Annotated in this window: 36 protein-coding genes; 33 read left to right on the forward strand and 3 right to left on the reverse strand. The window is 43.2% G+C overall.

Going from position 1 to position 24108, the window contains the following annotated elements; all coding sequences use genetic code 11:
• Positions 1–112 precede the first annotated feature (112 nt).
• From HRQ85_RS09720 to HRQ85_RS09840, 26 genes are all read left to right on the forward strand, one after another.
• Complete coding sequence (locus HRQ85_RS09720; RefSeq protein WP_017059212.1) at positions 113–274, forward strand: hypothetical protein; 162 nt, start codon at positions 113–115, stop codon at positions 272–274.
• A complete protein-coding gene (locus HRQ85_RS09725; RefSeq protein WP_172379483.1) occupies positions 274–972 on the forward strand; it encodes a pseudouridine synthase in 699 nt (232 codons plus the stop codon). Before HRQ85_RS09720 ends, HRQ85_RS09725 begins: the two co-directional genes overlap by 1 nt.
• A 78-nt stretch (positions 973–1050) precedes the next feature.
• A complete protein-coding gene (locus HRQ85_RS09730; protein ID WP_048611985.1) occupies positions 1051–1425 on the forward strand; it encodes a VOC family protein in 375 nt (124 codons plus the stop codon).
• Positions 1426–1521: 96 nt separating this feature from the next.
• Positions 1522–2130, forward strand: coding sequence for a sugar O-acetyltransferase (locus tag HRQ85_RS09735; protein ID WP_172379484.1), 609 nt, complete (start codon positions 1522–1524; stop codon positions 2128–2130).
• Between the two features lie 140 nt (positions 2131–2270).
• Positions 2271–3083 carry a DUF2971 domain-containing protein gene (locus HRQ85_RS09740; RefSeq protein WP_172379485.1) on the forward strand — a complete coding sequence of 271 codons (813 nt, stop codon included), beginning with the start codon at positions 2271–2273 and terminating at the stop codon, positions 3081–3083.
• A gap of 233 nt (positions 3084–3316) precedes the next feature.
• Positions 3317–3451 carry a hypothetical protein gene (locus tag HRQ85_RS26405; protein ID WP_086049349.1) on the forward strand — a complete coding sequence of 45 codons (135 nt, stop codon included), beginning with the start codon at positions 3317–3319 and terminating at the stop codon, positions 3449–3451.
• 76 nt (positions 3452–3527) lie between these two features.
• A complete protein-coding gene (locus HRQ85_RS09745; RefSeq protein ID WP_019823483.1) occupies positions 3528–3941 on the forward strand; it encodes a GFA family protein in 414 nt (137 codons plus the stop codon).
• A 108-nt stretch (positions 3942–4049) separates the two neighbouring features.
• Positions 4050–4895: an MBL fold metallo-hydrolase gene (locus HRQ85_RS09750; RefSeq protein ID WP_172379486.1), complete on the forward strand. Its 846-nt coding sequence runs from the start codon at positions 4050–4052 to the stop codon at positions 4893–4895.
• Positions 4896–4951: 56 nt separating this feature from the next.
• Positions 4952–5368, forward strand: a complete 417-nt coding sequence (locus HRQ85_RS09755) for a nucleotide triphosphate diphosphatase NUDT15 (protein ID WP_172379487.1) — start codon at positions 4952–4954, stop codon at positions 5366–5368.
• A gap of 45 nt (positions 5369–5413) precedes the next feature.
• On the forward strand, positions 5414–5752 hold the full coding sequence (locus HRQ85_RS09760) for a GFA family protein (RefSeq protein ID WP_172379488.1): 339 nt from the start codon (positions 5414–5416) through the stop codon (positions 5750–5752).
• Positions 5753–6235: 483 nt separating this feature from the next.
• A complete protein-coding gene (locus HRQ85_RS09765) occupies positions 6236–7153 on the forward strand; it encodes a class I SAM-dependent methyltransferase (protein WP_050653437.1) in 918 nt (305 codons plus the stop codon).
• 61 nt (positions 7154–7214) lie between these two features.
• Positions 7215–7622, forward strand: coding sequence for a bleomycin resistance protein (locus HRQ85_RS09770; protein ID WP_172379489.1), 408 nt, complete (start codon positions 7215–7217; stop codon positions 7620–7622).
• A 151-nt stretch (positions 7623–7773) separates the two neighbouring features.
• Positions 7774–8205: a DUF2000 domain-containing protein gene (locus tag HRQ85_RS09775; RefSeq protein ID WP_172379490.1), complete on the forward strand. Its 432-nt coding sequence runs from the start codon at positions 7774–7776 to the stop codon at positions 8203–8205.
• Between the two features lie 80 nt (positions 8206–8285).
• Positions 8286–8705 (forward strand): GNAT family N-acetyltransferase, encoded by a 420-nt coding sequence (locus tag HRQ85_RS09780; RefSeq protein WP_172379491.1) that lies wholly within the window; start codon positions 8286–8288, stop codon positions 8703–8705.
• A gap of 34 nt (positions 8706–8739) precedes the next feature.
• Positions 8740–9174, forward strand: coding sequence for a GNAT family N-acetyltransferase (locus HRQ85_RS09785; RefSeq protein WP_172379492.1), 435 nt, complete (start codon positions 8740–8742; stop codon positions 9172–9174).
• 89 nt (positions 9175–9263) lie between these two features.
• On the forward strand, positions 9264–9620 hold the full coding sequence (locus tag HRQ85_RS09790) for a hypothetical protein (protein WP_172379493.1): 357 nt from the start codon (positions 9264–9266) through the stop codon (positions 9618–9620).
• 36 nt (positions 9621–9656) lie between these two features.
• On the forward strand, positions 9657–10127 hold the full coding sequence (locus tag HRQ85_RS09795; protein ID WP_172379494.1) for a GNAT family N-acetyltransferase: 471 nt from the start codon (positions 9657–9659) through the stop codon (positions 10125–10127).
• 88 nt (positions 10128–10215) lie between these two features.
• Positions 10216–10560, forward strand: coding sequence for a VOC family protein (locus HRQ85_RS09800; protein ID WP_172379495.1), 345 nt, complete (start codon positions 10216–10218; stop codon positions 10558–10560).
• 119 nt (positions 10561–10679) lie between these two features.
• Entirely contained in the window at positions 10680–11096 is a 417-nt protein-coding gene (locus tag HRQ85_RS09805) for a VOC family protein (RefSeq protein WP_017061801.1), read from the forward strand.
• Positions 11097–11148: 52 nt separating this feature from the next.
• A complete protein-coding gene (locus HRQ85_RS09810; protein WP_050712024.1) occupies positions 11149–11568 on the forward strand; it encodes a GNAT family N-acetyltransferase in 420 nt (139 codons plus the stop codon).
• Positions 11569–11641: 73 nt separating this feature from the next.
• Positions 11642–12049, forward strand: a complete 408-nt coding sequence (locus HRQ85_RS09815; RefSeq protein ID WP_172379496.1) for a GNAT family N-acetyltransferase — start codon at positions 11642–11644, stop codon at positions 12047–12049.
• Positions 12050–12116: 67 nt separating this feature from the next.
• The gene (locus tag HRQ85_RS09820) at positions 12117–12698 is read left to right on the forward strand and encodes an HD domain-containing protein (protein WP_172379497.1); all 582 of its coding nucleotides are present in this window, start codon (positions 12117–12119) and stop codon (positions 12696–12698) included.
• A 203-nt stretch (positions 12699–12901) separates the two neighbouring features.
• Positions 12902–13159: a hypothetical protein gene (locus tag HRQ85_RS09825; protein WP_017080543.1), complete on the forward strand. Its 258-nt coding sequence runs from the start codon at positions 12902–12904 to the stop codon at positions 13157–13159.
• Positions 13160–13285: 126 nt separating this feature from the next.
• Positions 13286–13744, forward strand: a complete 459-nt coding sequence (locus tag HRQ85_RS09830; RefSeq protein ID WP_172379498.1) for a GNAT family N-acetyltransferase — start codon at positions 13286–13288, stop codon at positions 13742–13744.
• A 96-nt stretch (positions 13745–13840) separates the two neighbouring features.
• Positions 13841–14845: a S66 family peptidase gene (locus HRQ85_RS09835; protein WP_172379499.1), complete on the forward strand. Its 1005-nt coding sequence runs from the start codon at positions 13841–13843 to the stop codon at positions 14843–14845.
• A 151-nt stretch (positions 14846–14996) separates the two neighbouring features.
• On the forward strand, positions 14997–15467 hold the full coding sequence (locus HRQ85_RS09840) for a DUF302 domain-containing protein (RefSeq protein WP_172379500.1): 471 nt from the start codon (positions 14997–14999) through the stop codon (positions 15465–15467).
• A 176-nt stretch (positions 15468–15643) separates the two neighbouring features.
• Here the strand turns inward: HRQ85_RS09840 and HRQ85_RS09845 are convergent, their stop codons facing one another.
• Complete coding sequence (locus HRQ85_RS09845) at positions 15644–16603, reverse strand: NAD(P)H-dependent oxidoreductase (RefSeq protein ID WP_172379501.1); 960 nt, start codon at positions 16601–16603, stop codon at positions 15644–15646.
• A gap of 149 nt (positions 16604–16752) precedes the next feature.
• Here HRQ85_RS09845 and HRQ85_RS09850 point away from each other — a divergent pair, with 149 nt between their 5' ends.
• The 3 genes from HRQ85_RS09850 (at position 16753) to HRQ85_RS09860 (ending at position 19399) form a co-directional block, all read left to right on the forward strand.
• Positions 16753–17652 carry a LysR family transcriptional regulator gene (locus HRQ85_RS09850; RefSeq protein ID WP_172379502.1) on the forward strand — a complete coding sequence of 300 codons (900 nt, stop codon included), beginning with the start codon at positions 16753–16755 and terminating at the stop codon, positions 17650–17652.
• 149 nt (positions 17653–17801) lie between these two features.
• The gene (locus tag HRQ85_RS09855) at positions 17802–18830 is read left to right on the forward strand and encodes a B12-binding domain-containing radical SAM protein (RefSeq protein WP_172379503.1); all 1029 of its coding nucleotides are present in this window, start codon (positions 17802–17804) and stop codon (positions 18828–18830) included.
• Between the two features lie 17 nt (positions 18831–18847).
• Positions 18848–19399, forward strand: coding sequence for a DUF1349 domain-containing protein (locus HRQ85_RS09860; RefSeq protein ID WP_172379504.1), 552 nt, complete (start codon positions 18848–18850; stop codon positions 19397–19399).
• A gap of 94 nt (positions 19400–19493) precedes the next feature.
• Here HRQ85_RS09860 and HRQ85_RS09865 read toward each other — a convergent pair whose 3' ends face one another.
• Entirely contained in the window at positions 19494–19826 is a 333-nt protein-coding gene (locus tag HRQ85_RS09865; protein ID WP_017068336.1) for a PBPRA1643 family SWIM/SEC-C metal-binding motif protein, read from the reverse strand.
• Between the two features lie 255 nt (positions 19827–20081).
• Between HRQ85_RS09865 and HRQ85_RS09870 the strand changes: the two genes are divergently transcribed.
• The 4 genes from HRQ85_RS09870 (at position 20082) to catB (ending at position 22793) form a co-directional block, all read left to right on the forward strand.
• The gene (locus HRQ85_RS09870; protein WP_172379505.1) at positions 20082–20801 is read left to right on the forward strand and encodes an HAD family hydrolase; all 720 of its coding nucleotides are present in this window, start codon (positions 20082–20084) and stop codon (positions 20799–20801) included.
• Positions 20802–20906: 105 nt separating this feature from the next.
• Positions 20907–21290, forward strand: a complete 384-nt coding sequence (locus HRQ85_RS09875) for a nuclear transport factor 2 family protein (RefSeq protein WP_172379506.1) — start codon at positions 20907–20909, stop codon at positions 21288–21290.
• A gap of 51 nt (positions 21291–21341) precedes the next feature.
• Positions 21342–22073, forward strand: coding sequence for a glucose 1-dehydrogenase (locus HRQ85_RS09880; RefSeq protein ID WP_004733853.1), 732 nt, complete (start codon positions 21342–21344; stop codon positions 22071–22073).
• Positions 22074–22166: 93 nt separating this feature from the next.
• The gene (gene catB, locus HRQ85_RS09885; protein WP_172379507.1) at positions 22167–22793 is read left to right on the forward strand and encodes a type B chloramphenicol O-acetyltransferase; all 627 of its coding nucleotides are present in this window, start codon (positions 22167–22169) and stop codon (positions 22791–22793) included.
• A gap of 34 nt (positions 22794–22827) precedes the next feature.
• Here catB and HRQ85_RS09890 read toward each other — a convergent pair whose 3' ends face one another.
• Entirely contained in the window at positions 22828–24006 is a 1179-nt protein-coding gene (locus HRQ85_RS09890) for a BamA/TamA family outer membrane protein (protein ID WP_172379508.1), read from the reverse strand.
• Positions 24007–24108 lie beyond the last annotated feature (102 nt).

Raw genomic sequence — 24108 nt, forward strand, 5'->3', positions numbered from 1 at the left:
ACATGGAATAGCGGCACTTAAAATCAACTTATCTATGCACCACCACTCCAATCAAAGCTGTAAACAGTGATACAATTTGCGCCTCTCACGTTATTCAAGCAAAGGCATCAAAATGAGAACCGTATACACCACCGAAGGCAACATCAACGCAAAGAAACAAAAAGAGGCTTACCCAAAGCTCGCTTTATGTGACAAGTGCGTTGGTGATTATGTGGTTATCGAGCAAGGTGAACGAACTTACAAGCCTTGTGCTAAATGTGGTGCCGACGATTAATGCGCCTTGATAAATACCTATGTAAAAGCACTGACCTAACCAAGCCTGAAGCGATTGAACGCATCCATAATGGCGAGGTGAACGTAAACAGTGAAACAGTCATCGATGAATCGACTCAGGTTCATGAAAGCAACACCATCTTGTTAAATGGCACGCCTCTTAAATTGCGTGAATTTCGATACCTCTTAATGCACAAGCCTGCGGGTACTATCTGCTCTAATATCGATGAAGTTTATCCTTCATTGTTCAACTACATCGAGATAGACAAAGCATCAGAACTGCACATTGCAGGGCGCTTAGATGCTGACACCACAGGCTTAGTCTTGATTACCGATGATGGGCGATGGTCATTCAACATCACGCTGCCAACCAAGTCATGTAAGAAGGTGTACCGCGTGACATTGTCACGAGATATCAAAGACGATGTCGCTGACAAGTTCAAAGCGGGTATTCAATTGCAAGGCGAGCAAAAACTGACGCGTCCGGCAGAGCTCGAAGTGATTACCAGTAAAGAAGTGCTGTTGAGCATTACAGAAGGCAAGTTTCATCAAGTAAAACGAATGTTTGCTGCGGTAGGAAACCGAGTTGTTGGCCTTCACCGTGAACAGATTGGTGATGTTCGTTTAGATGTTGAAGCAGGCCAGTGGCGTTATCTAACTAAAGCCGAAGTCGACTCATTTCAGCGAGGCTCTGAATAAGATCTCTGAATAAACGCTGTAACCACTTAAAGCGTTAAGCGTGTCAGCACAAGAATATCAACACTATAAGGATGTAGTATGGAAAACCTCAAAGTCTCAGAAATTAAGTCTTTCGTACCCGCGAGAGACTTCGATTTATCCAAGCGTTTTTACCAGTCAATCGGCTTTGAAGTGATGTCTGAATTTCACGATATCGCCTATCTACGACACGGCAGTTGTGCGTTCCTTCTGCAAAACTTTTATGAACCTGCGCACTGTCACAATTACATGATGCACTTGCTGGTTGAAGACGTAAAAAGTTGGTATCAACACATCCAAAACTCTAATGTAGTGTCGGAATTTGAAGTTACCGTTTCCGAGGTTGTTGAACAGCCTTGGGGAATGCTTGAGTTTTGTATCACTGACCCAAGTGGTGTGCTGTGGCGTGTGGCTGAAAACATTAGGCCGCGTTAATTCATCCAACTTGCATTAAGACCAGTGAAAACTTCAAATTATCCATCTGTTTCTTTATTTATGCCGACATAAGGCAATGATCAAATAGGTTCAAACATGGATATAAAGGCTAAAATGCACAGCCAAGACGTTTACTACTGTGACGACGTTGATTTGGTTGCTGAGCAAACTCAATGCTTAGAAGTGCTATACGATTTTAATCACACTCGCCCGAGCGAAGGTGATAAACGACAGCAGATCATGAAACAGCTGTTCGCCAAAGTCGGTGAGGGTTGCTACATTGAACCACCATTACATGCGAACTGGGGGCGTCACACGCACCTAGGGAACAACGTATACGTGAACTTCAATTTAACTCTGGTCGACGACACAGACGTATTCATCGGCGACAACGTGATGATTGCGCCTAACGTGACTATCGCCACAGGCACACACCCCATCAGCCCAGAACTCAGGCTAAAAGCAGCGCAATTCAATGTTCCCGTTCGTATTGGCAACAACGTTTGGCTTGGCGCGCACACCGTCGTACTTCCCGGTGTCACCATTGGTGAAAACTCAGTAATAGGGGCAGGCAGCATCGTCACCAAAGACATCCCAGCCAATGTCGTCGCAGTCGGCAACCCATGCAAAGTGGTACGCGAAATCAACGAACGCGACCGAGAGTATTACCACAAAGATCGCCGTATTCCCGATGAATTAAAGTAAGCGATTTTTCACATGCCTAAAATTAGCTGTGACATAAGCCATTGTTATGCAAGTAAGAAAGTAGACTTATTTATTCAGGATTTAAGTGTGGAATTTTTCGGTTTATTAATTGTTGGTTTCTTTGAGGAAAAAGGTTAATCATGATTCTTTATAAATATATGTCATTTCAGTCTGCTTCGAAGGTAATGAATAATAGTTCAATAGTTTTTTCTTGCTTAGAAGATCTTAATGATCCTTTTGAAGGTACAGCTATCTGTTTTGAGGAATCAGATACATTAACTAATAAGCTTCAGAAAAACTCACACCGCAGCCGTCTTAGTCGTAATTATGGTGTGTTGTCTCTTACGCGCAATCCGCTTAATCCTCTTATGTGGTCACATTATGGTGATGACCATAGAGGTGTCGTTATTGGCATTGATATGAAAAAGGCTAATTTTCTGGATGAAAACTCATGTGTAATTCCTGCTCAATATGGTGAGATAGTTTACACATCAACGATGCCACAAAATATGCTCCCGACTTCAAGTGTTGAGTCATTAATGTCTGTAGGCACAGAACACAAGAGTTTCAGACATCATAATTACGACCTGTTTAAAAACACATTTCTATTAAAAGATTTGACATGGGGATACGAAGAGGAAGTGAGGGTTGTAAAAAATATTAATGGTTCTCAGAAATCTCGTGATTCAACATGCGAATTTGAAAATGAAGCTGGAACGTGGAATCAAGTGAAAATTTTTGGGCGACCACTGTATTGCTTATCAATTCCCAAAGAATCAATAGTTGAAGCATATTTAGGTTGCGCTACCAACAGCAATGTTACCCGCTTAGGTATGAATAGTGATGATTACCTTAATGCCCGAAAAGCTTGGCAATCAAGCGGTGTAAATGTTCAATTGGTACGACGTAAGGAAGGCACTTGGAACTTAGAAGTTTCTGATTACAAAATTTAGAACGACACAAGCATCTAAGACTGATTCCCCACGCGTGGCATTTACACGATGTGTTTGTCCAAGTGTTTAAGGTGGTATCACGTTGCTCGCCACCTAAGCGCACATCATACCCCTGCAATTCTTCCTGAGTTAAAGTAACTATCCATATCTAGTCTTAATAGTTTGTTTAGGTTCACGGTGCTTTTCTTAACCATTTGTTAGAGTGACATTTCAATGAGCATGGAGGCTTTATAATGGGTACTGTAATCGGTTTGGTGATTCTAGTTGCGATAGATTGGTATCTTGTCCGTAAAACAGGGCTTCATATTCATAAATGGATCTCTAAAAAGTATGCCGCGTATCTGTCGGAGAAGGGGAACAAAAAATAGCCTTTCTTATTAAGTCATCGGTATAAAAAGCGTTATCCGCTATCCATTTACAAACACTGCAAAGATTGGAGGATTCATGAAAGGTAAAGGAAAGTGCCTATGTGGCTCGGTTGAGTTGGAAGTAGAGTACGCCAGTAATGAATTGGGGGCTTGTCATTGTAGTATGTGTAGAAATTGGTCTGGCGGTCCGATGTTAGTCATTGATTGCTCTGATTCCGTCAAAATATCAGGTGAATCAAATGTAGTGAGATATAAATCATCAGATTGGGCAGAGAGAGGTTTCTGCGGTAAATGTGGTACTCACTTGTTTTACTTTTTGGTGCCAAATAATCAGTACCACCTTCCTGTCGGTTTATTGATGTCTGGGGATGACTACAAGTTAACTCATCAGATATTCATCGACGAAAAGCCCAAATACTACGAATTTAAAAATGAAACGCACAATATGACTGGTGCAGAAGTATTTGCCCACTTTGAAAGTGGAGAGTGATCACTGGGTTTACGGTGCGACGGTTTAGGTTTGGTGGTTCGTCGTTGCTCAGTGTGAACTTATTTCCGTTGGGCAATGTACGATTCGTGAACAGATAAAAAGAGAATTATGAAAATAACGATGCTGGTTGATAACTCTCGACTGGATAACAGGACAGACTTAGCTGTTGAGCGCGGGCTATCACTGCATATTGAAACCGAGAAGCTAAAGATCTTGTTCGATATGGGAAGTGGCGATACGTTTTGTCAAAATGCACCATTACTGGGTGTTGATATCAAGGATGTAGACCTCGCCGTCATATCACACAGACATCATGATCATTGTAATGGCACCGCTGATTTTGTTGCTCATAACTCTAAAGCCAAAGTGTTTCTGAAAAATTGCGAACAGAAAAGCTATCACTTCCGGGCTTTTGGTTTCAAAAGTGATGTCGGGATCAATAAGGATTTATTAGAAAACAGCAATGAGCGGTTAGTCTTCGTCAATCGTACGACCGAGATCGCTTCTAATGTCTTTGTTATTACTGATATTAGCGCGAAACACGAACAACCTAAGGGCAATAAATACCTATATACACAGTCGAAGAATCAACGAGAGCGTGACTTATTTGATCATGAATTACTGTTAGTGATTAAAGAGCCGGACGGTTTAGTTATATTTACTGGTTGTGCGCATAGTGGCGTTCTCAATATGGTTGATACAGCCGTTACTTTGTTCCCAGGAGAGAGAATAAAAGCCGTTGTTGGGGGCTTCCATCTAGTAGGGTTACCATTTTTTAATAGTATTGGTGGCACAAAGCAAGACATTAGAGAGCTTGGATTGACGTTGTCTCAATATCCCATCGATAAACTTTATACAGGGCACTGCACAGGCAAGAAAGCTTATGGCCTATTGAAAGAAGTATTAGGCGAGCGTTTGGAAGTAATGCCGACAGGTAGGTGTATTAATGTGTAGCGTTGGTAAAGCCTTAGCTGTTCGTTTGTCTTTTGGTAAGAATTAAGGAGTTTTAAGTGAGTCAGGAAGTAAGAGTAGGTGTCGCTGCGGTTATTCTACGTGAAGGGCGAGTGTTACTTGGAGAACGAATTGGTTCTCACGGCGCTCATACGTGGGCAACGCCGGGCGGACACCTTGAATGGGGTGAGAGCATTGAAGAGTGTGCCAAACGTGAAACACTTGAAGAGACTGGCCTTGTTGTTAGTGGATTTGAGAAGCTCTCTTTTACCAATGATATTTTTGAGAAAGAGAACAAGCACTATATAACGCTGTTTGTTGTTGCTTCTGACGTTAGCGGCGAACCACAGCTGACAGAGCCTGATAAATGTAAGCAATGGAAATGGTTTAAGCTCGATGAGTTACCTGAGCCATTGTTTCTTCCTCTGACGAATCTGTTGAGCGATCCAGTCATCCTTGGGAAGCTAGCGCAGTAATACAAATTGTTAGTTCGTTGCTATGTGAATACAGGGAATAATCAAATGGAATTAAAGTGTCACTGTGGAAACGTGAGTTTAGAACTTAGCTCGCTTCCAGACGAAATCGGGGAGTGTAATTGTTCTATCTGCCGTCGTTATGCTGCCGCTTGGGCGTATTTTTCTCCAAAGCAAGTTCAGATCAACTTGAGCGAGAAAACTGAGTTTTATTGCTGGGGCGATAAAGAAGTAGAATTTCATCGTTGTAAGTCATGTGGATGTTTAACGCACTATGTAACGACAGAGAAATGCTCCGCAGATATTTTGGCCGTGAACATGAGAATGGCCGAAAATGAAGTGCTTGCAAGTATCCCAGTTCGTAAGATCAATGGTGCAGCGTACTAAGTCAACTAACAAGGTACTTTCACTTCGCCTTGCAGTATTGAGACGGTAGGTTTGGTGGTACCAAAGGAGGTGTTCGATGTTCAAGTGTCCTAATTGTGGGGCGTCGGTTTCTATTAAAGAGAAATCAAAGTTGCATCCTTCCAAGCACATGCCATGTAAACAATGCGCTCAAGTATTGAAGCCTTTTACTATTTATTACTACTCACTCTTCTTTGTTGCCCCTTTCTCGTTTTCGATATCAATGAATTATGCTGGGTTTAGCACTTTAGGTGCCATTGTGCTTAGTTTTGTATTGGTTTACGTGTTGTTAGTGTGTCAGCCAATAAAGAAAGTCTCGCATAGCCCTCTAGAATAAAAAGAAGATTCTTAACCTTTGGTACTTTGGAGCTAAGTCTGAGTTTATGCATCAAGATTTATGGTTTTAGGTTGGTGTCTTGTTTCCCATGACATAATACGGCGTAAGTTTTTATAGAAGGGGGCTTTATGAGTGATTCGATTTTTAGAAAAGACGGCACTGCCCAAGGTGTGGCAAAACAGCGTTATATCGAAACCTTGGCTAAACCTGATCAGCGCGTGATTAACGACCCTTATGCAAAACGGTTTGTTTTAGGCGCAAGTCTGATCAAACTCATGGGGCATAAGCTTAGCGTTTGGATAACTCAAAAGTTTGCCCCTGGTTTTCATGAGCACTTAATCTCTCGCACCCGATTCATTGATGATCTTGTCGAAAAGAATGCGGCGAGTGGTTCAGAGCAATACATAATATTAGGGGCTGGGTACGACTTGAGAGCTCATCGCCTTGAACTGCCATCTTCGTTGAAGGTTTTTGAAGTGGACCAGCCAGAAGTTCAAGCTAGAAAGCGCTCTATGCTGCCTAAAGATTTGCCTAACGCGAACAATGTTACCTATGTCGGCGTCGATTTTAATCACCAGTCACTCACCGAACAGCTCTTGGCGGCGGGGTTCGATCAATCGAAGCGCACGATCATTACCCTAGAAGGTGTTTCGCAATACATAAGCAAAGACGCGACAGCCTCGACCATTAAAGAGCTGTCTGAGCTTACGAAACATTCTGGTTCTACTTTCTTTATATCGTATGTCGATGAATCGCTAAAAAATGATCCTGAAGCTTGTTTTGGTAAAGGGTATCCCAAGGCGACGAAGCGAGCGGAAACCATTAAAAACTTATCCGCAAAGGTAGGTGAACCTTGGGTATCGTTCTTCAACGCTGAAGAGATCGAAACATTGTTGTCTGAAAATGGTTTTTCATTAACACAAAACAAGACATTGGCCGACCTGAATGATGAGTACTTTACCCCTGTCGGTAGAAGAATTCCTGAGCATCACATCTTCAAGCTAGAACACTTTGTCGTGGCAGAATCCAATACAACAGCGACCTAAATTGGAGAGTCGATTGAAGCTCGATCATCAATCAGCAATAAAATAATGAGACAGGTAAATCATGACGTTACGATTAGTTCCAGAGCTTTATTGTTTCGATATTAATGTGAGCAAATCCTTCTTTGTCGATGTGTTAGGGTTTGAAGTGAAATACGAGCGCCCAGATGAGGGTTTTGCTTATCTAACGCTTGATGGTGTTGATGTGATGCTTGAAGGGATTGCGGGCAAAAGTCGAAAATGGCTTTCAGGTGATCTGGAATTTCCTTTAGGGCGTGGCGTTAACTTTCAATTGGATGTTATCGACATCGAATCTCTATATCAGAGAGTTAACGAAAGCGCCGCTGATTCTATTTACTTAGCGTTAGAGTCGAAGTCTTATCAATGTGGTGATTCGATTGCGACTCAGAAGCAGTTCATCGTTCAAACTCCAGACGGTTATCTCTTTAGGTTCTGCCAAGATATTCATTAAATCATGACCTTGTGGTTTGATACCAAATACTGGTCTTTACTCGCCATTATTGGATAGACTAAACGTATTAACTGAGTACTAAGGTTGCATTGCTCACGCCCCAGTAATGCGTTATACAAATAGTGCGATTAAGAATGAATGAGGATATGTAGTGAGCAATTTACCAGACGAAAGCCAAAAACGATTCATAGCGATTTTAAGCAAAAAGATGGATTTAGGAAGAACATTGAACGTGCTAGGGCACTTGAGCGTTGGCCTATCTAACCTATTAGAAAGTGATGAGGCTTACTACGTTGACTATGAAGACTTGGATGGCAATGTCCACCCTAATTTATCTCATTATCCTTTCATCGTGCTAAAAGGAGACAACTCAAATAAGATTAGAAAAGTGCGCGAAGAAGCGTTCAGTCGTGGCATTAAATTTACTGATTTTACGAGCTCAATGATCGAAGGTGGTTCTGTTGAGCAGCAGAAACGAACCAAAGAAACCAAAGAAGAAGACCTTGAGTATCTTGGTGTATGCCTGTTTGGTGACACGGAAATTCTACGTGAGTTTACAAAGAAGTTTAGCTTGTATAAGTAACTCACTTTAGTGGTTTAGCTATCTGCTAGTAAGTGCATCGAACATGTTACATAAGCCGTTAATCCAGATATAGGAAGTGAATGGAATACCAATTAGATATCGAGCCCTCCGATGACGACATTAATGAAATCAGAGGCGGGTTAATCAAACACAACACACCGTTTCTGGAAGGGATCCCCAAGTCTCAAGTTGCGTACTATGCGATGGACGAAGGCAACAAAGTCGGTGGCATTATCGCTGACCTTTGGGGAAACTGGTTACTGATTAAGTTCCTCTGGGTCGACGATTCGATGAGAGGAAAGCAAGTCGGCAGTGAGCTACTTGAGCGTATTGAAGCGTATGCGAAGTCTCAAGGTTGTACGTCGTCATTGGTCGATACATTAAGTTTCCAAGCGAAGCCTTTCTATGAGAAACGAGGGTATGAATGCCAGATGGTGTTAGAAAATTACCCTGTAGATTCCTCGCTATCGTTTCTCACCAAGTCGCTCGTCAAAAAGTAGCAAATAAAGACCCCGTATATACAAGGAGAGTAGAGTGGTCAACATACGGGAAATGGCAATTTCAGATTACGACTCAGTGATCGCATTGTGGTGTCAGACAGAAGGCATGAGTATTCGCGATGCCGATTCGAAAGAAAGCATTGGGATCTATTTAGATCGTAACCCCGGTCTAAGTTTTGTGGCCGAAAGTAACAACGAGATCATTGGCGCTGTGTTGGTCGGAACGGATGGACGTCGTGGGTATTTACAACATTTAGCTGTCTCGGCCAACTTCAGAGGGCAAAAATTAGGTTGTAAGCTTGTCGTAGAGGCAGTCAACGCACTTGCAGGGTTAGGCATCCCGAAGACCCACTTGTTTGTCTATAACGACAACATCAATGCTCAACAGTTTTACGAAAAGTTGGGCTGGTTTCCTCGAGATGAAGTTCGAATGTACTCGTTTAATAGCTCGGATAATAGTAACGTTTAGCCTTAACGGTTCGCGCTGGCTGAGCTTGAATTTGTAACAGGTTCGCGCGCACCCGACCAATATCAAAACAAAATTTGGAGTATTTAGAAATGTTGTTTTCTAGTCTGTCTAAACCATTGGTTCATGGCTCCGAGTTATGTTCTGAACTGCTCAACTTCTTAACCGAGCATAAGAGTGATTTCGAAGAAAAATTAATTCCTGATCTGTCATACATCGATGATATGGCACACGTGGTGAACGGCATTAACATCAAAGACGTTCTGCACATCAATGCGAATCAATACCGACTTCAATATTCGTTTGATTGGGAGTTGTTTATAGGTTGTTCAGATAGGAACGAAACCGGTGTAGAGAATGGAAGTGTTCTATTCACACTTGAGGACGATAACGTTCTTAATATCAACTTCCCAAACTACGGTTCTCGAGATACTAGCGATGAGCTTTAGTCGGTTTTTCGTGCGTGTTATACAGAAGGAACAACAATGATAACTATCGAAAGGCTTGAAGAATCCCATGTGGCGTTTGTTCAGGCCATCCAACTCGCCGATGAACAGGTTAAGTTCGCTGGTACAGCTGCAGAGTTTTTATTAGACGGCTGTGAAACGATGCACTTGCACGTGATTAAGTCTGATAACGAAGTTGTGGGTTTCTTTAAGCTGGATATCGCTTACGCAGAGCACTACGAATTCTGCCCAGAAGGAAGCATTGGCTTAAGAGCTTTTGTGCTTGATAAAAACCAGCAAGGTAAAGGTTTAGGAACTCGCACGGTCAAAGCTTTGTTTCCATATTTAAAAGCGAATTACTCAGCGTATCAGTCGATTTACTTAACTGTGAATTGCAAAAATCCGGCAGCATTCAACTGTTATAAGAAAGGCGGCTTCGAAGATACCAGTGAGCAGTATTTAGGTGGCGCAGCAGGCCCGCAATTTATCATGCGTGGTCAAATTGCTTAGTAATATGAAACCGACTAATTGTTGATGAGAAATACCTGCGCAGCTGTATGCAGATTGAGAGTCTTAAAGAACACGAGAAGGAAATTTGATGAAGGTTCAATATCTTGAAGTGGTTACCTCAGAAGTCGATATCGTTTGTGCTACATACGCTCAGCTCTACAACGTGAAGTTCAGTGGTGCAGATGTGAACCTTGGTGGGGCGCGCACTGCAAAGCTATCTAATGGTGGGGTAATAGGCATTCGAGCACCGCTTCGTGAAACTGAAGAACCAACTGTTCGACATTACACGCTGGTTGATGATATCCAGTCTGCAGTAACTACAGCCGAGAAACTAGGCGCCGAAGTTGCGGTGCCGCCAATGGAGTTACCACGTCACGGCATGTGTGCCATTGTTATTCAAGGTGGCGTCGAACTCGGATTCTGGGAGTTATAGGTGATGCGTAGCTTTTAGATTTTGAAGGACGAGATACTACGATTTATGATGCGACACCTAGTGTCTTTCCCAGCTTCATGGCATTATTCCACGCAGCTAAAACCCCAACAAGGTATGTTATGAAACAGAATATTGTCCATATTGCACTCGTGGTAAAAGACTACGATGAAGCGCTTGATTTCTATGTAAATAAGCTTAAGTTTGATCTCATCGAAGACACGTATCTACCAGAAGAAGATAAGCGCTGGGTTGTTGTTGCTCCACCAAATTCAACCGGTGTGAGCTTGTTACTTGCTAGAGCTTCCAAGCCAGAGCAACTTGATTTCATCGGCAACCAAGCTGGTGGCCGCGTATTCCTATTCTTAAACACCGATGATTTTTGGCGTGATTACGAACGCATGACGTCTTTGGGCATTAACTTTGTCCGAGAGCCTAAAGAGCAAGGCTACGGCACCGTTGCTGTGTTTGAAGATCTTTACGGTAACTTGTGGGATCTGCTTCAGTTAAACCCTGAACATCCTATGGCTAACAGGTAGAAAAGCTTAGCCCACAACCCTAATTCTAGTCATACGGATTGGCAGGAGCGACATGGAAGTCACAAGGTATCAACCTAAGTATTTAACCGCTTTACAGGCGCTCTATCTAGAATCAAGACAGGACACCTTTCATTGGGCTGATGCCGGCGCTTTTAAGTTATCCGATTTCGAATTAGATACAGAAGGTGAAGAAATATGGGTCGCCGTTTCTGGCAATAAGGTTTTAGGTTTTGCCTCTATTTGGAAACCTGAAAGCTTCATCCATCACCTCTATGTTTGCGCGCGAACGCTACGTTCTGGGGCAGGCTCTGCTTTACTCAATACCTGCAAGCAACATTACTCTGATCTGACTTTGAAGTGTTTGACTGCCAATGAAAATGCTATTGGCTTTTACCAGTCGCAAGGCTTTGTTATCTCGTCCACAAAAGGAGAGGGATTAGAGCGTTATCACTTAATGACTTACCAAGTTTAGTAATAACAATCATGGCAACCACAAGCGCTGCAATTACAACAAGGGTAATCAAGTCGGGAGCTAAACAGAGAATATGGAAATAAAACAGCTTTCAGCGACGGAGGTACTTCCGGTTAGGCATCAAGTGCTTTGGCCTGATAAACCGATGTCGTTTTGTATGGTGCCAGATGACGAACATGCAACGCATTACGGCGCGTTCATTGGTGAGCAGTTGGTTTGTGTCGCGTCTATCTATATCCAAGGCCATGAAGCGAGGCTGAGAAAGTTTGCCACGCTGCCTGAATTCCAAGGGCAGGGAATCGGTTCAAACGTGATTGATCATGCAATCTCTAACCTCAAAGATTTAAACATCCACTATTTTTGGTGCGATGCGCGTACAACGGCTTTAGGATTTTATCAAAAGTTTGGGATGGCTGTAGAAGGCTCTGAATTTGAAAAATCGGGCGTTGCGTATTACAAAATGTCGGTTCATTGGGAGTAACGCTTCTCTGTCGCTAGGTTAACCCTCCGTACCGTTGAATCATCAACTTAAGTTAAGGAAGCTCATCGTGGAAGAAATCAAAGGCATTCTGCAATTCATGGTCGAAATTGAAAAATTAAAGGATGTTCATCGACAAACAAAACCAGTTGGATTGGAGCGATATGAAAACTCGGCAGAGCACAGTTGGCACGTCTGTTTGAGCGCACTTATGTTGAAAGACTATGCCAATGAAGAAATCGATATTACGCGAGTGATGAAGATGTTGCTGATTCATGACCTTGGGGAAATCGATGCCGGAGACACCATCATTTATGCCAGTGAAACCGAAGAAAACAAGCTCAAAGAGAGAAACTGTGTCGAGCGCTTGCTGAAATCATTGCCGAGCCATTTAAGAACCGAGTATTTGGATTTATGGCTTGAGTTTGAAGCGGGTGAGTCACCGGAAGCTAGATTTAGTAAGGCGATCGATAGAGTGCCGCCTTTGCTTCATAACATCCATGGTGGTGGTCACAGCTGGAAGAAGCACAACATATCTAAAGATAAAGTACTGACCTTCAATGGCGAGCGTATTTCTAAAGGCAGTCGTGCTCTATGGAAAGAACTAGAAGTGCAACTTGAAGGTGCTGCAGGCAAAGGGCTATTAAAGTAAAAGTTAATTTCATATCTTAGCGTAACAATAGCTTTAGCTGTTCAATGAGGTAAGTCTCGATGGTAACTGATTCAAGATACATGGCACTTACCTTGTGTCTCATTTCCTTCTAATAAAACTCTAGTGGACAACAATAAGTTAGAGAACTAAGTGATAAGTTGTTAGTATGCATCAACTTTATAAATGTTAGTTGGCTTATGTAAATGCTTGATAATAAGTATATTAAACACCCTTATCACTGTGAGCAGTGCAACGCACTTACCCCGCACCTTGCTGTTAACGCTTCCGATGCTGAATCTAAAGCGGACGCTGAATCTGAAAAGAAACAATGGAAGTTAGGCGTGTTGATGGAATACCTGATGACGTTATTGTTTAAAGGTGACCATAATGTTCCCGGCTTTTATGTCGACAGTGATTACGAATACCAATGTGAGAAGTGTGGGACTAAGTCGTGGCATTAATTGGGTATGAAAACTTGATGTAAATCTACCGTTTTTGAAGCGAAGTTTTCGATTTAACCTGTTGCTAATCAGATACTTACAGTACAGTGGAGATAGTATTTAAAGGCTCAGGTCTTAGAGGTTCAAATGGAATACTTAGAAGTCGATTTTAGCGAAATCCCAATGGCGTTGTTACTTGAAGCTGATCCGTCAGAAGCAAGTATTGCGTCGTACCTAAGCGAATCTTGGTGTTATGCGGCTAAACAAGATAGCGAGCAAGGTAGCGAGATTGTCGGTGTCTGCGTTGTTAAACCGATCAGTGGACATATCGTTGAGATCTTCAACGTTGCGGTATGCCCTAAGCATCAGCAACAAGGCATTGGCTCTGGAGTGTTGGAATTCGCATTGAATCAGCTAGCTCATAAGCAGGTTAAACGCGTTGAGCTAGGGACTGGCACATTCGGCTATCAGCTGATCTATTACCAGCGAGCAGGCTTTCGCGTCGATTCTGTCATCAAGAATCATTTCATCGATCATTATCCTGACCCTATCTTCGAAAACGGCATTCAACATCAAGATATGTTGAGGTTATACATCGAGCTCTAATCCCGAAATCAACTCGCTTAAAGAACTCGTTCGCTTTAATAATTAGTGAGTCTCAATCAGGCGTATTATTCCAACTTTGTTATGGAGGACAAACGAGTGATATACCCAAAAGCTTTAAATATCGGTGACAAAATCGGATTTTTCTCACCCTCATCGCCCGCAACGGTCTTTGCACCCAATCGATTTGCTCGTGCTAAACGTTATTTGGAAAAGCAGGGCTTCATTCTAGTTGAAGGTTCGTTAACTGGAGAGTCAGAAGGGTATCGTTCTGGCTCAATTCAAGCGCGAGCCGAAGAACTCAATCAGCTCATTCGAGATCCTGACGTGCGCTGCATTATGTCGACCATTGGTGGTAACAACAGCAACTCACTGTTGCCATACATCGATTATGATGCCCTTAAAAACGACCCTAAGATCATCGTCGGCTATTCAGATGCCACCGCATTACTGTTAGGCATCTACGCCAAAACTGGATTGGTGACTTTCTATGGCCCGGCACTCGTCGCGTCATTTGGTGAGTTCCCGCCGTTAGTCGACGAAACCTTCCAATCATTTACTGACATATTATGTTCGGATTCAAGCCAACATCAGTACACGATGCCTGAGAGTTGGACGGACATTAAACACGATTGGGAAACTCAAGATTCGGCAAAGCCAGTTTACAATAACGAATGGCACTTCATGGGAAGAGGTCAAGTCAGCGGTCGCGTGATTGGTGGCAACTTGAGTACAATAGCTGGGATTTGGGGCAGCGAATACATGCCAGAAATTCAGTCTGGCAACATCTTGCTTATCGAAGATTCACTAAAAGGCATTGAAGCGGTCGAGCGTTCATTCGCGCACTTATTGGCTTGCGGAGTATTCGATAAAGTAGGCGCTATTATACTCGGCAAACATGAGCTGTTTGATGACAAAGGGACAGGGCGAACACCACTCGATGTACTTCTTGAAGTGCTGAACGGTAAAAATGTCCCGATCCTGTATGGTTTCGACAGTTGCCACACCCATCCTATGCTAGTCACGCCACTAGGTGTGCAAGGCACTATTGATTTTGATGACCAAACATTCAAGCTTCGAAGCCAATGGCTAGCGTCGAGTTAACCTAAACTGATGATAATAAGACGCATTAGAAAAGTGATCCTCTCTGCAAACTGAGAATGGAATCACGTCTATACTGACATTGGTTACGTCGCTGATTTTAGAAGTGGCGCTATGAATGTAAGTTTGATTAGGTTAAATCTCTGAGGTGACGATGAAAAAATTACTACCGCTATGCGCCATTTTACTCTCGGCATCATTTTCAGCTGCGGCTTCTGATGGTTTGATTAAATACCAAAGTAATTACTCAGTGAAAGAGACCGCTGACCGCTTTGAAGAAATCGCCAAGAGCAAAGGTTTGACCTTGTTTGCGAGAATCGATCATCAGAAAAACGCGAGTAAGGTCGATCTTGAATTGAGACCAACGGAAGTCATCATCTTTGGTAACCCGATAGTAGGGACGCCATTAATGCAATGCGCTCAAGAAGTCGCGATAGATTTACCGCAGAAGGTGTTAGTCACTGAAGATTCTAATAAGAAAGTATGGTTGTCTTACAACGATCCTAATTACTTGGTAGAACGTCACGCGATCAATGGCTGTGACGAGGTCGTTAAGAAAGTATCGGGTGTACTAAGCAAGCTATCAGAAGCGACAGTGGCGAAAAAGAAAGCGAAAGCTAAATAGCTTGATCACTAAGTTGCCAGCTAAGTAGCTACGTAGATAAGTAACTAAATCACAAAGTAATTACGTAGATAAGTAGTTAGCTAATTAGCCTAATGCGCAAAGATCCAAAGGTGAGGAGAGCAGTTGAAACGAACTTGCTCTCCTCATCGCTTTATTAGGCTTTTGGCATCTTAAAGCTACGACAATGTCACCACTTCATATTCGTGAATTTTGACTTTGTTAGCATCATCCAAAGAGACCAACCAGGTTTCGTTTACTACCAACTCAATTGACTCGCCTTTCATTGAAGAATCAGGGAAGGTGTCTGCTTTTAGTCGAACATGCAGGCTAACTTGATACTGCGAACCAATAGGTTTGATCTCCAGTTGTTCAATACCGTGAGAACAGTTTGGTTTGAAGGTGGATCGAGCAATTGCATACCAATCTTTAAACCCAGCGTGACCAATAAATTGTCCTTCAGGCATATTGAATACAACGTCAGATGACAACGATTGAGTAAACATCGATTCTTCTGTTGGCAGCGTGTCTAACTGCTCGAACCAATGAGTGACGAATTTACGAACAAGCTCCTCGTCGGAATGAGTGACCTTACGAACCTCATCCATTAGACGCGAAGCATGTTGTTTAGCTCTGGCTTGTACGTCTTCTAACTTGTTATATACGTTAGGGATGTAAACCATACCATGCGTGTATACCGGTGGACGATAGTTCATGCCTGCAAGATACGCCGTCTGCTGTAGAGGAAACATAAGCTGTTCAATCGTAAAGTGGTTATAGCTCAGTGGATCGTAGGACTCTTTCGGTCCGCCGATGGTAAAAGAGAGGAACAAATCTTTCTCTTTGAGTTTGTTACCTTCTGGCCCGTACGCAAAGTTAAAGGTCATCACATCGTCTAACCATTTCTTTAGTAATGCTGGCGCAGAGTACCAGTAGAACGGGAACTGCAACACAATCACATCCGCTTCAATCAATGCTGCTTGTTCGGCTTCAACATCAATTTTGTAGTCTGGGTAAAGTGTATCCAAGCGTCGAATTGAAACGTCTTCCATCTGTGTTTCTAAAGTGTCGATGATTAGCGTATTCGTGTATGACTCGGCAAGGTTAGGGTGACCTGAAATAACAAGGGTTTTACTCATGATGACTGTCTCGTTCGCTTAATTGATGGAGTAATCATAAGCTCATTCTTTTGTTAGTTTTAGATGACTAATCCTTAAATAACTATTAGGCTGAAGCTAATAATAAGGTGGCAAGTGAAAGTAGCGATTGGAATGATGGGTAGGAAACAATGAAAGGTGCAACATACAATCAACTGACGATGTTCCATGCGATTGTGAGTGAAGGTTCAATATCTGGTGCAGCAAGGCAGCTTGGAGTCGCGCCACCGTCGGTGAGTCAGTCTCTGAAGGCGCTTGAAAGCGAACTTGGATTGCCTTTGTTTATTCGCACCACAAGAAGAGTTGAACTGACAGAAGCTGGTAGAACGTTGTACACAAGAACGGTGGATGCGATCAGTGATTTGAGTACCGCAATGGAAAGTGTTGCAGATCTAAGCCGTAATCCATCTGGTCATGTATCGATCACGGTACCGCGCTTTGCTTATAAACAGTGGATAGAGCCTATCTATGCGGAATTCTGTTTACGCTACCCTGAGATTCAACTCGAGATCTCTATCTCTGATGCGACCGTTGATATATTGAAAAACGGCATTGATTTGGGGATCCGTTTTGGAGACAAAGTCGAAGAGGGAATGATAGCTAAGCCTATCACTCCGAGGTTAAAAGAAGCGCTGTTTGCGTCACCGAGTTATGTAGAGATGCATGGTGCACCCCAAAGCATTGAAGAACTGTCACAACACAAGTTGATTCAATATCGATTCATCACCTCTAACAAACTCGCTTTATTGCCACTGGTGGATAACGGAAATACGGTTCATGTAAACGTACAAACGGCGATGACGGTGAACGATACGGACATTATGGTGGATGCGGCAAAAAAAGGGCTTGGGATAGGTCGCTTGCTAACGCCTATGGTGCAGCAAGAGTTTGAGTCTGGTGAGCTAGTACCGATTCTTGAACATTGCTGGAGTGATAATGTAGGGCTCTATTTGTATTTCCATCGCAATACACAAAAAGCCCGTCGTGTTCGTGTGTTGATTGATTTCTTATACGAAAAGCTAGTCGGATAATCGCTCTAACACGTTGCTTTAAGCGATATGACTTACTCATTTCTGTTTCAATTATCCGTTTTAATTTGATAATAATTCAAATATTACCGTGTTTTTTATTGAGTGAACTTCCAGTAGCCTATGCGAATAGTTAATTATTGGGCATTCAAATGACACAGTATCAGTTCCAACAAGGGCCTATTCGTCCACCTTCAGAAGCGGATAGCTTATTGATTCGTACCACCCAAGGTTGTCCTTGGAACAAATGTAAATTCTGTACGCTGTTTGAGGGGATGGAGTTTGCAATTCGTCCCGTTGAAGAGATTAAGAAAGACATTTGGGCTGCGAAAGCGTTCTATAAGAACCGTAAGTTTGAGACGTGTTTTCTGCAAGACGGTGATTCATTCACTATGGATACCGAAGACTTGCTGGATGTGTTGAATACACTCAAACAAGCCTTCCCAGAGTTAAAGCAGATCAGCTCTTATGGACGAGCGCAAAGCATGACTAAGAAGTCGCCTGAAGAGATGAAAGCCATCTGTGATGCAGGACTCAACATGCTTTATTGCGGTATGGAGTCGGGTTCTATTGATGTTCTGAAACTGATGAAAAAAGGCATTACGCCGAAGTCTATTTTGAAATCGAACGAATACGCGAAGCAAGCGGGTATGAAGATGATGACCTTCATTATTCTTGGCTTGGGTGGTAAAGAATATTCGGCGCAGCATGTTGAAGAAACGGCGGCCTTACTTAACCAAATCAACCCAGATGAAATACGCATTCTGTCGCTTGCTGTGAAGCCTGGAACCGAATTGGATGAACTGGTGCAGAATGGAGAGTTCACGCCACTTAGCGAACGTGAAATGCTTGAAGAACAATATCAATTGATCAGTAAACTAAACAGCGTGACGGGCAACTATGGTAACTATCACGGTATTAATTTGTTGATGGAACTGAACGGACAGCTGCCACAGGATAAAGTGAAGTTCTTAGCGACAATAGATCGTTTCAATATGATGAGTGAGAATGACCAGAATAACTTTATCTTGGGACGTCGCATTCATTACTACGCCGCATTGAAAGACATGGATAACCAACTTATGTACGATTCTGTACAAAGAGAGCTTAATCGCATTCAAAAGCAAAATGCCGATGAACTCGACAATGTGTTTTACCAACTCCGTCAACGCATGATCTAGCAGCAAGGACTAATAACATGAATAACCTCGTTAACTGGCAAATCAGAAATGAAAATCTGGAACATTGGTCTTTGGAAAACGGCGTGCTGACGATGCAAGTGCAAGAGGGCAATATCTTTGGTGCGGGTTCAGCTGATGTTGATAATATCTTCGTTCATCCAGTATCTAGCTCGGATTACAGCACAGAAGTGACGGTTCAATTAGATCCAAACCGTTCATTTGAACAAGCCGGCTTAGGTATTTACTGGGATAACGACAACTACATTAAAGTGAGCAAAGAGATGTTCATGGGCGAGCGTTCATTGGTGTTCGTTGTAGAACAAAATGGTCAGCCACAGATCAAGGAACGTCTGTTATTTAGTGAATCTAGTGTGTCGGTAAAGCTCGTCAAGCAAGGCGGTAAAGTCAGCGCTCATTTCCACCCTTTAGAAAAACAACAATGGCAGGAAGTGATCAAGTTTGATTCGTTAGTAGGCAGTGAACAAGGTGTGATGCTTTATACGTTCAGTGGCAGTAAGGCGACGCCTAATTTCGCCAAGTTTAGTGGCTTTAGTTTGTCTGACGTTTAATCGTTTGTCTTACGCTGAATAAGCTTCCTTAGCGTATAAAAAAACGGACCGATATTGCTACTGGTCCGTTTTTAAATTCTTCAAGTCAAAGCGCTTATGCACAGCACTTCTTGTATTTCTTACCGCTGCCGCAAGAACATGGGTCGTTACGGTTAGGGGTCTTTTCAAACGTCATCGTTTTTGGCTTGTTCAGTAGAGTATCAAGCTCGATGGTGTTCTCTTCTTTGTCTGCGTCGACTGTAACGGTAACGAAGATAGTATTTTCAGCGGCTAGTGCTTCAACTTCTGCTTTGCGCGCTTCAGTTTGAACCATTACAGCGATTGGAGATTCTTCAGTACCCGCTTTTACATCGCGGTTTACGTTGTAGCCAGCAAGAACATGGTTCTGTCTTGTTTCGATACGGCCTTTGAAAAATAGTTTCGACATTGGGTACTCATTAAAAATGTTGAATGGCGCTATTTTTAATGGCGATAGCGCAATGGAGCGGGGATTATACGCATATATTGCAATTGATAAAGCAGTGATGTGAGCAAACGCAGTTTGGTTTTTGTTTGCTAGTAACGGTTTGCTCTCTAGCTTTGTTCGGATTGGACTAATTTTCAAATTCAAGACAATAAGGTTTCCCTCAACAGGGCTTCAAGTGATAAATTGAAATCGTCAATTTAAACAATGAGATACACCATGAAGTTAGATGCCATTCTGTGGGATTACGATGGAACCTTAGTCAATTCCGTTCCAAAGAATATCGCAATCACAAAAGACATTATCTCTTTAGTCGCGCCACACTTGTCAGGTGACAACTTACCTAAATATTTGCTTAGCGAAGCGCTTTATCATGAAGCCAACCACGGGGCTAAAAACTGGCAGGCCTTATATGTCGACTATTACGGTTTATCACACGATGAAATGTTGATCGCTGGTGGAATGTGGGCAGAGCATCAAGAGAAAAACCAAACAGCCGTTGCCTTGTTTGAAGGAATGGAAACCGTGGTTAATCAGTTCGCTCATCTTCCACATGGGATCTGCTCTCAAAACTCTCAATTGAATATTCGTGGTGTGCTCGACAGTTATGGCATCGGCGATTTGTTTAAATCGGTCGTGGGTTATGACGATGTCTCGAACGGCAACCAAAAACCCCATCCATTTGGTGGTGTGAAATGTGTCGAGAACATATTTGGCACCGATCCGACTAACAACAAGCTTTGTTTGATGTATATCGGTGACCATGAAGCGGACACACAGTTTGCTCGCAACATTGAAGCCGCGCTGGGTAACAACGCAAAAGTGATTGCCGTGGCCGCAGGTTATAGCCGATCGGAGCCTGAAAATTGGCAAACCAAGCCGGACTACATTGCTAACAGTGTCGATGATCTTTTAACGATCATTAGCAAGTACGCATAGAAAACTAAGTACGCATAGAAAGTTAAGTTCGCATAGAAATCTAAGTACACATAACGAAGCAGACGTTTAAAAATCACCACACGTAAATGAATTTAAGGAAGAATAATGACACCAAAACAAGTGGTATTAGGATTTTGGGATGCAATGCGCAGTAATGATTTTGAAAAGGCGAGTGAATGGCTAGCCGCAGATTTTGAAGGCTATTGGCCTCAGTCGTCTGAATTGACGGTAGGGCGCGACAACTTCACGGCAGTCAATGCTGAATACCCAGCTAATGGTGTTTGGGAGTTCGCGCTCAATTCAATTGTCTGTGAAGGTGATACTGTAGTAACGGACGTTTCGGTCACTGACAGTGTGTTGAAAGGCCGAGTGATTACCTTTCACACGGTGGTTGATGGTTTTATTCAAAAGCAAACTGAGTTTTGGCCAGACCCATTCGAAGCGCCGGCGTGGCGGTCGCAGTGGGTTCAGATCGTATCGAACAATTAGGTCGTATCGAAAAATCAGGTTATAACAAACAAGTGGCATTAGGAGGTTTCATTGAGCAAGGTAGTGATTGTAACGGGTGGAAGCCGAGGTATTGGCGCAGCGACCTCTAAATTATTGGCCAGTAAAGGCTATGCCGTATGCGTTAACTTTATACACAATGAGTCGCGAGCTGAAGATCTAGTGAACGAGATTCGCGAACAAGGCGGAACCGCTATCAGTGTTCGGGCGGATGTGTCTGTTGAATCGGATGTGAAATCCTTGTTCGAGATTGCTCGTAACAAGCTAGGTCCAGTCACTCATTTGGTCAATAATGCCGGGATTTTGTTTACTCAGTCACCATTAGTTGACATCGAATTGGATCGCTTTGAAAAGGTGATGAAGTCCAACGTATCAAGCTGCTTTCTGTGCAGTAAAGCCTTTATCAAACAAGCTGATGGCGCGGGTTCGATTGTGAATGTATCGTCTGCCGCTTCTCGCACAGGCGCACCGTTTGAGTATGTGGATTACGCAGCATCCAAAGGTGCGATGGATTCACTGACCAAAGGCTTATCGCTTGAATTGGCTTCACGCAATATCCGAGTGAATGGCGTAAGGCCAGGCTGTATTTATACTGAGATGCACGCAGACGGCGGAGAGCCAGATCGCGTAGACAGACTAGCTTCGCAACTGCCGTTACAACGAGGTGGCACGCCAGAAGAGGTGGCTAACTCTATCGCGTGGTTATTGTCAGACGAAGCTTCTTATGTAACTGGATCATTCATTGATATTGCGGGCGGGCGATAGGGCTCGTTAGCTTTTACACTAAGATAGACCAGTAAAAACCATAAACACGCAACACAAGTACCTAACTAAAAGAACGAAACTAAGAGTACAAACATGAAAAACTATTTCGAAAGCCCGTTTGTTGGAAAGTCACTCAAAGAACAAGTGACCAACCCAAACATCATCGTGGGCGAGCACAGTTATTACTCAGGTTACTACCATAACCACAGCTTTGATGACTGTGCGCGTTACCTATTACCGGATAGAACCGATATCGATCAGCTGATCATTGGTAGCTATTGCTCGATTGGTTCTGGCGCCGTGTTTATGATGGCGGGCAACCAAGGTCACCAAAATCAATGGGTGAGTACCTTCCCGTTCTTCTATCAAGACGATGAGAAGTTTGAAGGCGCGATAGACGGCTTTGAACGCTCGGGTGATACTGTGATTGGTAATGATGTGTGGATTGGCACAGAAGCGATGATCATGAGCGGTGTGAAAGTAGGCGATGGTGCGATTATCGCAAGTCGAGCGGTTGTGACCAAAGATGTCGCACCATATTCGATTGTCGGTTCGAACCCTGCACGCCACATACGTTACCGTTTTAGCGAAGCTGAGATTACACAGCTATTAGAAATGAAATGGTGGGAATGGAGCGAAGAGCAAATCAAAGGTGCTATGACTTTGATGTGCTCTTCAGATATCGCAGGCTTGTACCAGTATTGGAAGACCTTCGCTTAATACTTTTTGTTCGGTACATTGAACCGTGATTTAGCTAGATACCGGCTCCGACTTGGAAGTAGAGTGCGGTATCTTCTTCACTGAACGCAATATCAATCCCTGAAATCAAACTATAGCGCCTTGCGATAAGGTAACGGAAACCAACGCCGTAAGCCGCGTGTGAGCTTTGATCAAACATGTCTTTATCACTGTCACCTGCATAGCCAATCCCCGTAAACACGGCGGTTGACCAACGTGGTGTCCACTGTTTGCTGACTTGAACTTCTGCCGCGACGGTATGTTCACCTTGATAGCGATTACGGGCGATACCTCTCAGTTCAATGTCTGGGTAATATTGAGGGGAAAGCACGCGTTCATTGGTCGACAATGATTTGTATTGTCCTCGCAATGCTAAGTTCCACTCCTTGTTTAACTCCCAATAATTCAGCCCTTCTAAATTGAACGTTTGATAGGTGTAGTCACTGCCAATCGCATCACCAAACCAAAGGTATTCCGCGACATAGTTGTAGCCTTGCGTCGGATTCAAGAAGCTGTTCTTGCTGTCGTATTCTGCAATGAGACCCAAACCGGAAGAGGTCGGTGACGTGTTACCAATGTTGTTTAAGATCTCTTGCGCTTTAGGGTGATTATTGAGTGAAAGAGTGGGCGCGAAGAATTGTTGAGAAAACCCAAGTAACCATTGGGTGTCGGGCACTCTAAATTGGAGTTTCTGTATCCCGCCCATGCCTTTTAGCCCTAGCTCAACACCTTCGTTTGGTTCGAGTGGAGACAAGGCGTTTGGAGAGCTTTGTCGATAGAAGGTCATGTTGATATCGCCATAACCCAAGCCACCAAGGTAGCGTATGGAATCTTCCTTCCAGCTACGCTTGTGACCAACAAACGCCATCCAAGTGCCATTCTCTGTCGCAAAGCCGCCAACCGCAGTGATTGCAGGGGTGAGAAGTTGCGCGCCGCCATCGATAGACTTTTCGGCGAGTTGTTTACGCGTGTTTTTTTGCTCTTCAGATTCGTGCATGAAGATACCGGTGAAGCCGCCACCGTATCCTACCGCAGGCTCAGTAATGAGAATGGGAACAGGAAGAAAACCGTAGGCATTTTCTGCGAGGTATTCTCCCATATCGAGCTGGCCATCAATTTCATCGATAAAGCTGACGGCGTGTGTCGTCGTAGAAATAAGTATCAGGCTACTTAGCGCTAGGGGTTTAAAGGTCATAACATTCCGTATTATTCACTATCCATTAAATTGAGTGTAATCAATCAAATAGATAGCGCAATAGAACGGGGAATATTAACCAAGATATCTGTTCAAAAGGCG

It is taken from the genome of Vibrio sp. Vb339, assembly GCF_902751245.1.
Classification (GTDB): Bacteria; Pseudomonadota; Gammaproteobacteria; order Enterobacterales; family Vibrionaceae; genus Vibrio; species Vibrio coralliirubri.

Coding starts and splice junctions, on each gene's coding strand:
- HRQ85_RS09815 (WP_172379496.1), top strand. CDS start 11,642: ATGGAAATAAAACAGCTTTCAGCGACGGAGGTACTTCCGGTTAGGCAT.
- HRQ85_RS09795 (WP_172379494.1), top strand. CDS start 9,657: ATGATAACTATCGAAAGGCTTGAAGAATCCCATGTGGCGTTTGTTCAG.
- HRQ85_RS09840 (WP_172379500.1), top strand. CDS start 14,997: ATGAAAAAATTACTACCGCTATGCGCCATTTTACTCTCGGCATCATTT.
- HRQ85_RS09870 (WP_172379505.1), top strand. CDS start 20,082: ATGAAGTTAGATGCCATTCTGTGGGATTACGATGGAACCTTAGTCAAT.
- HRQ85_RS09800 (WP_172379495.1), top strand. CDS start 10,216: ATGAAGGTTCAATATCTTGAAGTGGTTACCTCAGAAGTCGATATCGTT.
- HRQ85_RS09810 (WP_050712024.1), top strand. CDS start 11,149: ATGGAAGTCACAAGGTATCAACCTAAGTATTTAACCGCTTTACAGGCG.
- HRQ85_RS09805 (WP_017061801.1), top strand. CDS start 10,680: ATGAAACAGAATATTGTCCATATTGCACTCGTGGTAAAAGACTACGAT.
- HRQ85_RS09720 (WP_017059212.1), top strand. CDS start 113: ATGAGAACCGTATACACCACCGAAGGCAACATCAACGCAAAGAAACAA.
- HRQ85_RS09855 (WP_172379503.1), top strand. CDS start 17,802: ATGACACAGTATCAGTTCCAACAAGGGCCTATTCGTCCACCTTCAGAA.
- HRQ85_RS09850 (WP_172379502.1), top strand. CDS start 16,753: ATGAAAGGTGCAACATACAATCAACTGACGATGTTCCATGCGATTGTG.
- HRQ85_RS09770 (WP_172379489.1), top strand. CDS start 7,215: ATGACGTTACGATTAGTTCCAGAGCTTTATTGTTTCGATATTAATGTG.
- HRQ85_RS09725 (WP_172379483.1), top strand. CDS start 274: ATGCGCCTTGATAAATACCTATGTAAAAGCACTGACCTAACCAAGCCT.
- HRQ85_RS09745 (WP_019823483.1), top strand. CDS start 3,528: ATGAAAGGTAAAGGAAAGTGCCTATGTGGCTCGGTTGAGTTGGAAGTA.
- HRQ85_RS26405 (WP_086049349.1), top strand. CDS start 3,317: ATGGGTACTGTAATCGGTTTGGTGATTCTAGTTGCGATAGATTGGTAT.
- HRQ85_RS09825 (WP_017080543.1), top strand. CDS start 12,902: ATGCTTGATAATAAGTATATTAAACACCCTTATCACTGTGAGCAGTGC.
- HRQ85_RS09760 (WP_172379488.1), top strand. CDS start 5,414: ATGGAATTAAAGTGTCACTGTGGAAACGTGAGTTTAGAACTTAGCTCG.
- HRQ85_RS09790 (WP_172379493.1), top strand. CDS start 9,264: ATGTTGTTTTCTAGTCTGTCTAAACCATTGGTTCATGGCTCCGAGTTA.
- HRQ85_RS09765 (WP_050653437.1), top strand. CDS start 6,236: ATGAGTGATTCGATTTTTAGAAAAGACGGCACTGCCCAAGGTGTGGCA.
- HRQ85_RS09830 (WP_172379498.1), top strand. CDS start 13,286: ATGGAATACTTAGAAGTCGATTTTAGCGAAATCCCAATGGCGTTGTTA.
- HRQ85_RS09750 (WP_172379486.1), top strand. CDS start 4,050: ATGAAAATAACGATGCTGGTTGATAACTCTCGACTGGATAACAGGACA.
- HRQ85_RS09865 (WP_017068336.1), bottom strand. CDS start 19,826: ATGTCGAAACTATTTTTCAAAGGCCGTATCGAAACAAGACAGAACCAT.
- HRQ85_RS09875 (WP_172379506.1), top strand. CDS start 20,907: ATGACACCAAAACAAGTGGTATTAGGATTTTGGGATGCAATGCGCAGT.
- HRQ85_RS09860 (WP_172379504.1), top strand. CDS start 18,848: ATGAATAACCTCGTTAACTGGCAAATCAGAAATGAAAATCTGGAACAT.
- HRQ85_RS09845 (WP_172379501.1), bottom strand. CDS start 16,603: ATGAGTAAAACCCTTGTTATTTCAGGTCACCCTAACCTTGCCGAGTCA.
- catB (WP_172379507.1), top strand. CDS start 22,167: ATGAAAAACTATTTCGAAAGCCCGTTTGTTGGAAAGTCACTCAAAGAA.
- HRQ85_RS09740 (WP_172379485.1), top strand. CDS start 2,271: ATGATTCTTTATAAATATATGTCATTTCAGTCTGCTTCGAAGGTAATG.
- HRQ85_RS09735 (WP_172379484.1), top strand. CDS start 1,522: ATGGATATAAAGGCTAAAATGCACAGCCAAGACGTTTACTACTGTGAC.
- HRQ85_RS09780 (WP_172379491.1), top strand. CDS start 8,286: ATGGAATACCAATTAGATATCGAGCCCTCCGATGACGACATTAATGAA.
- HRQ85_RS09890 (WP_172379508.1), bottom strand. CDS start 24,006: ATGACCTTTAAACCCCTAGCGCTAAGTAGCCTGATACTTATTTCTACG.
- HRQ85_RS09730 (WP_048611985.1), top strand. CDS start 1,051: ATGGAAAACCTCAAAGTCTCAGAAATTAAGTCTTTCGTACCCGCGAGA.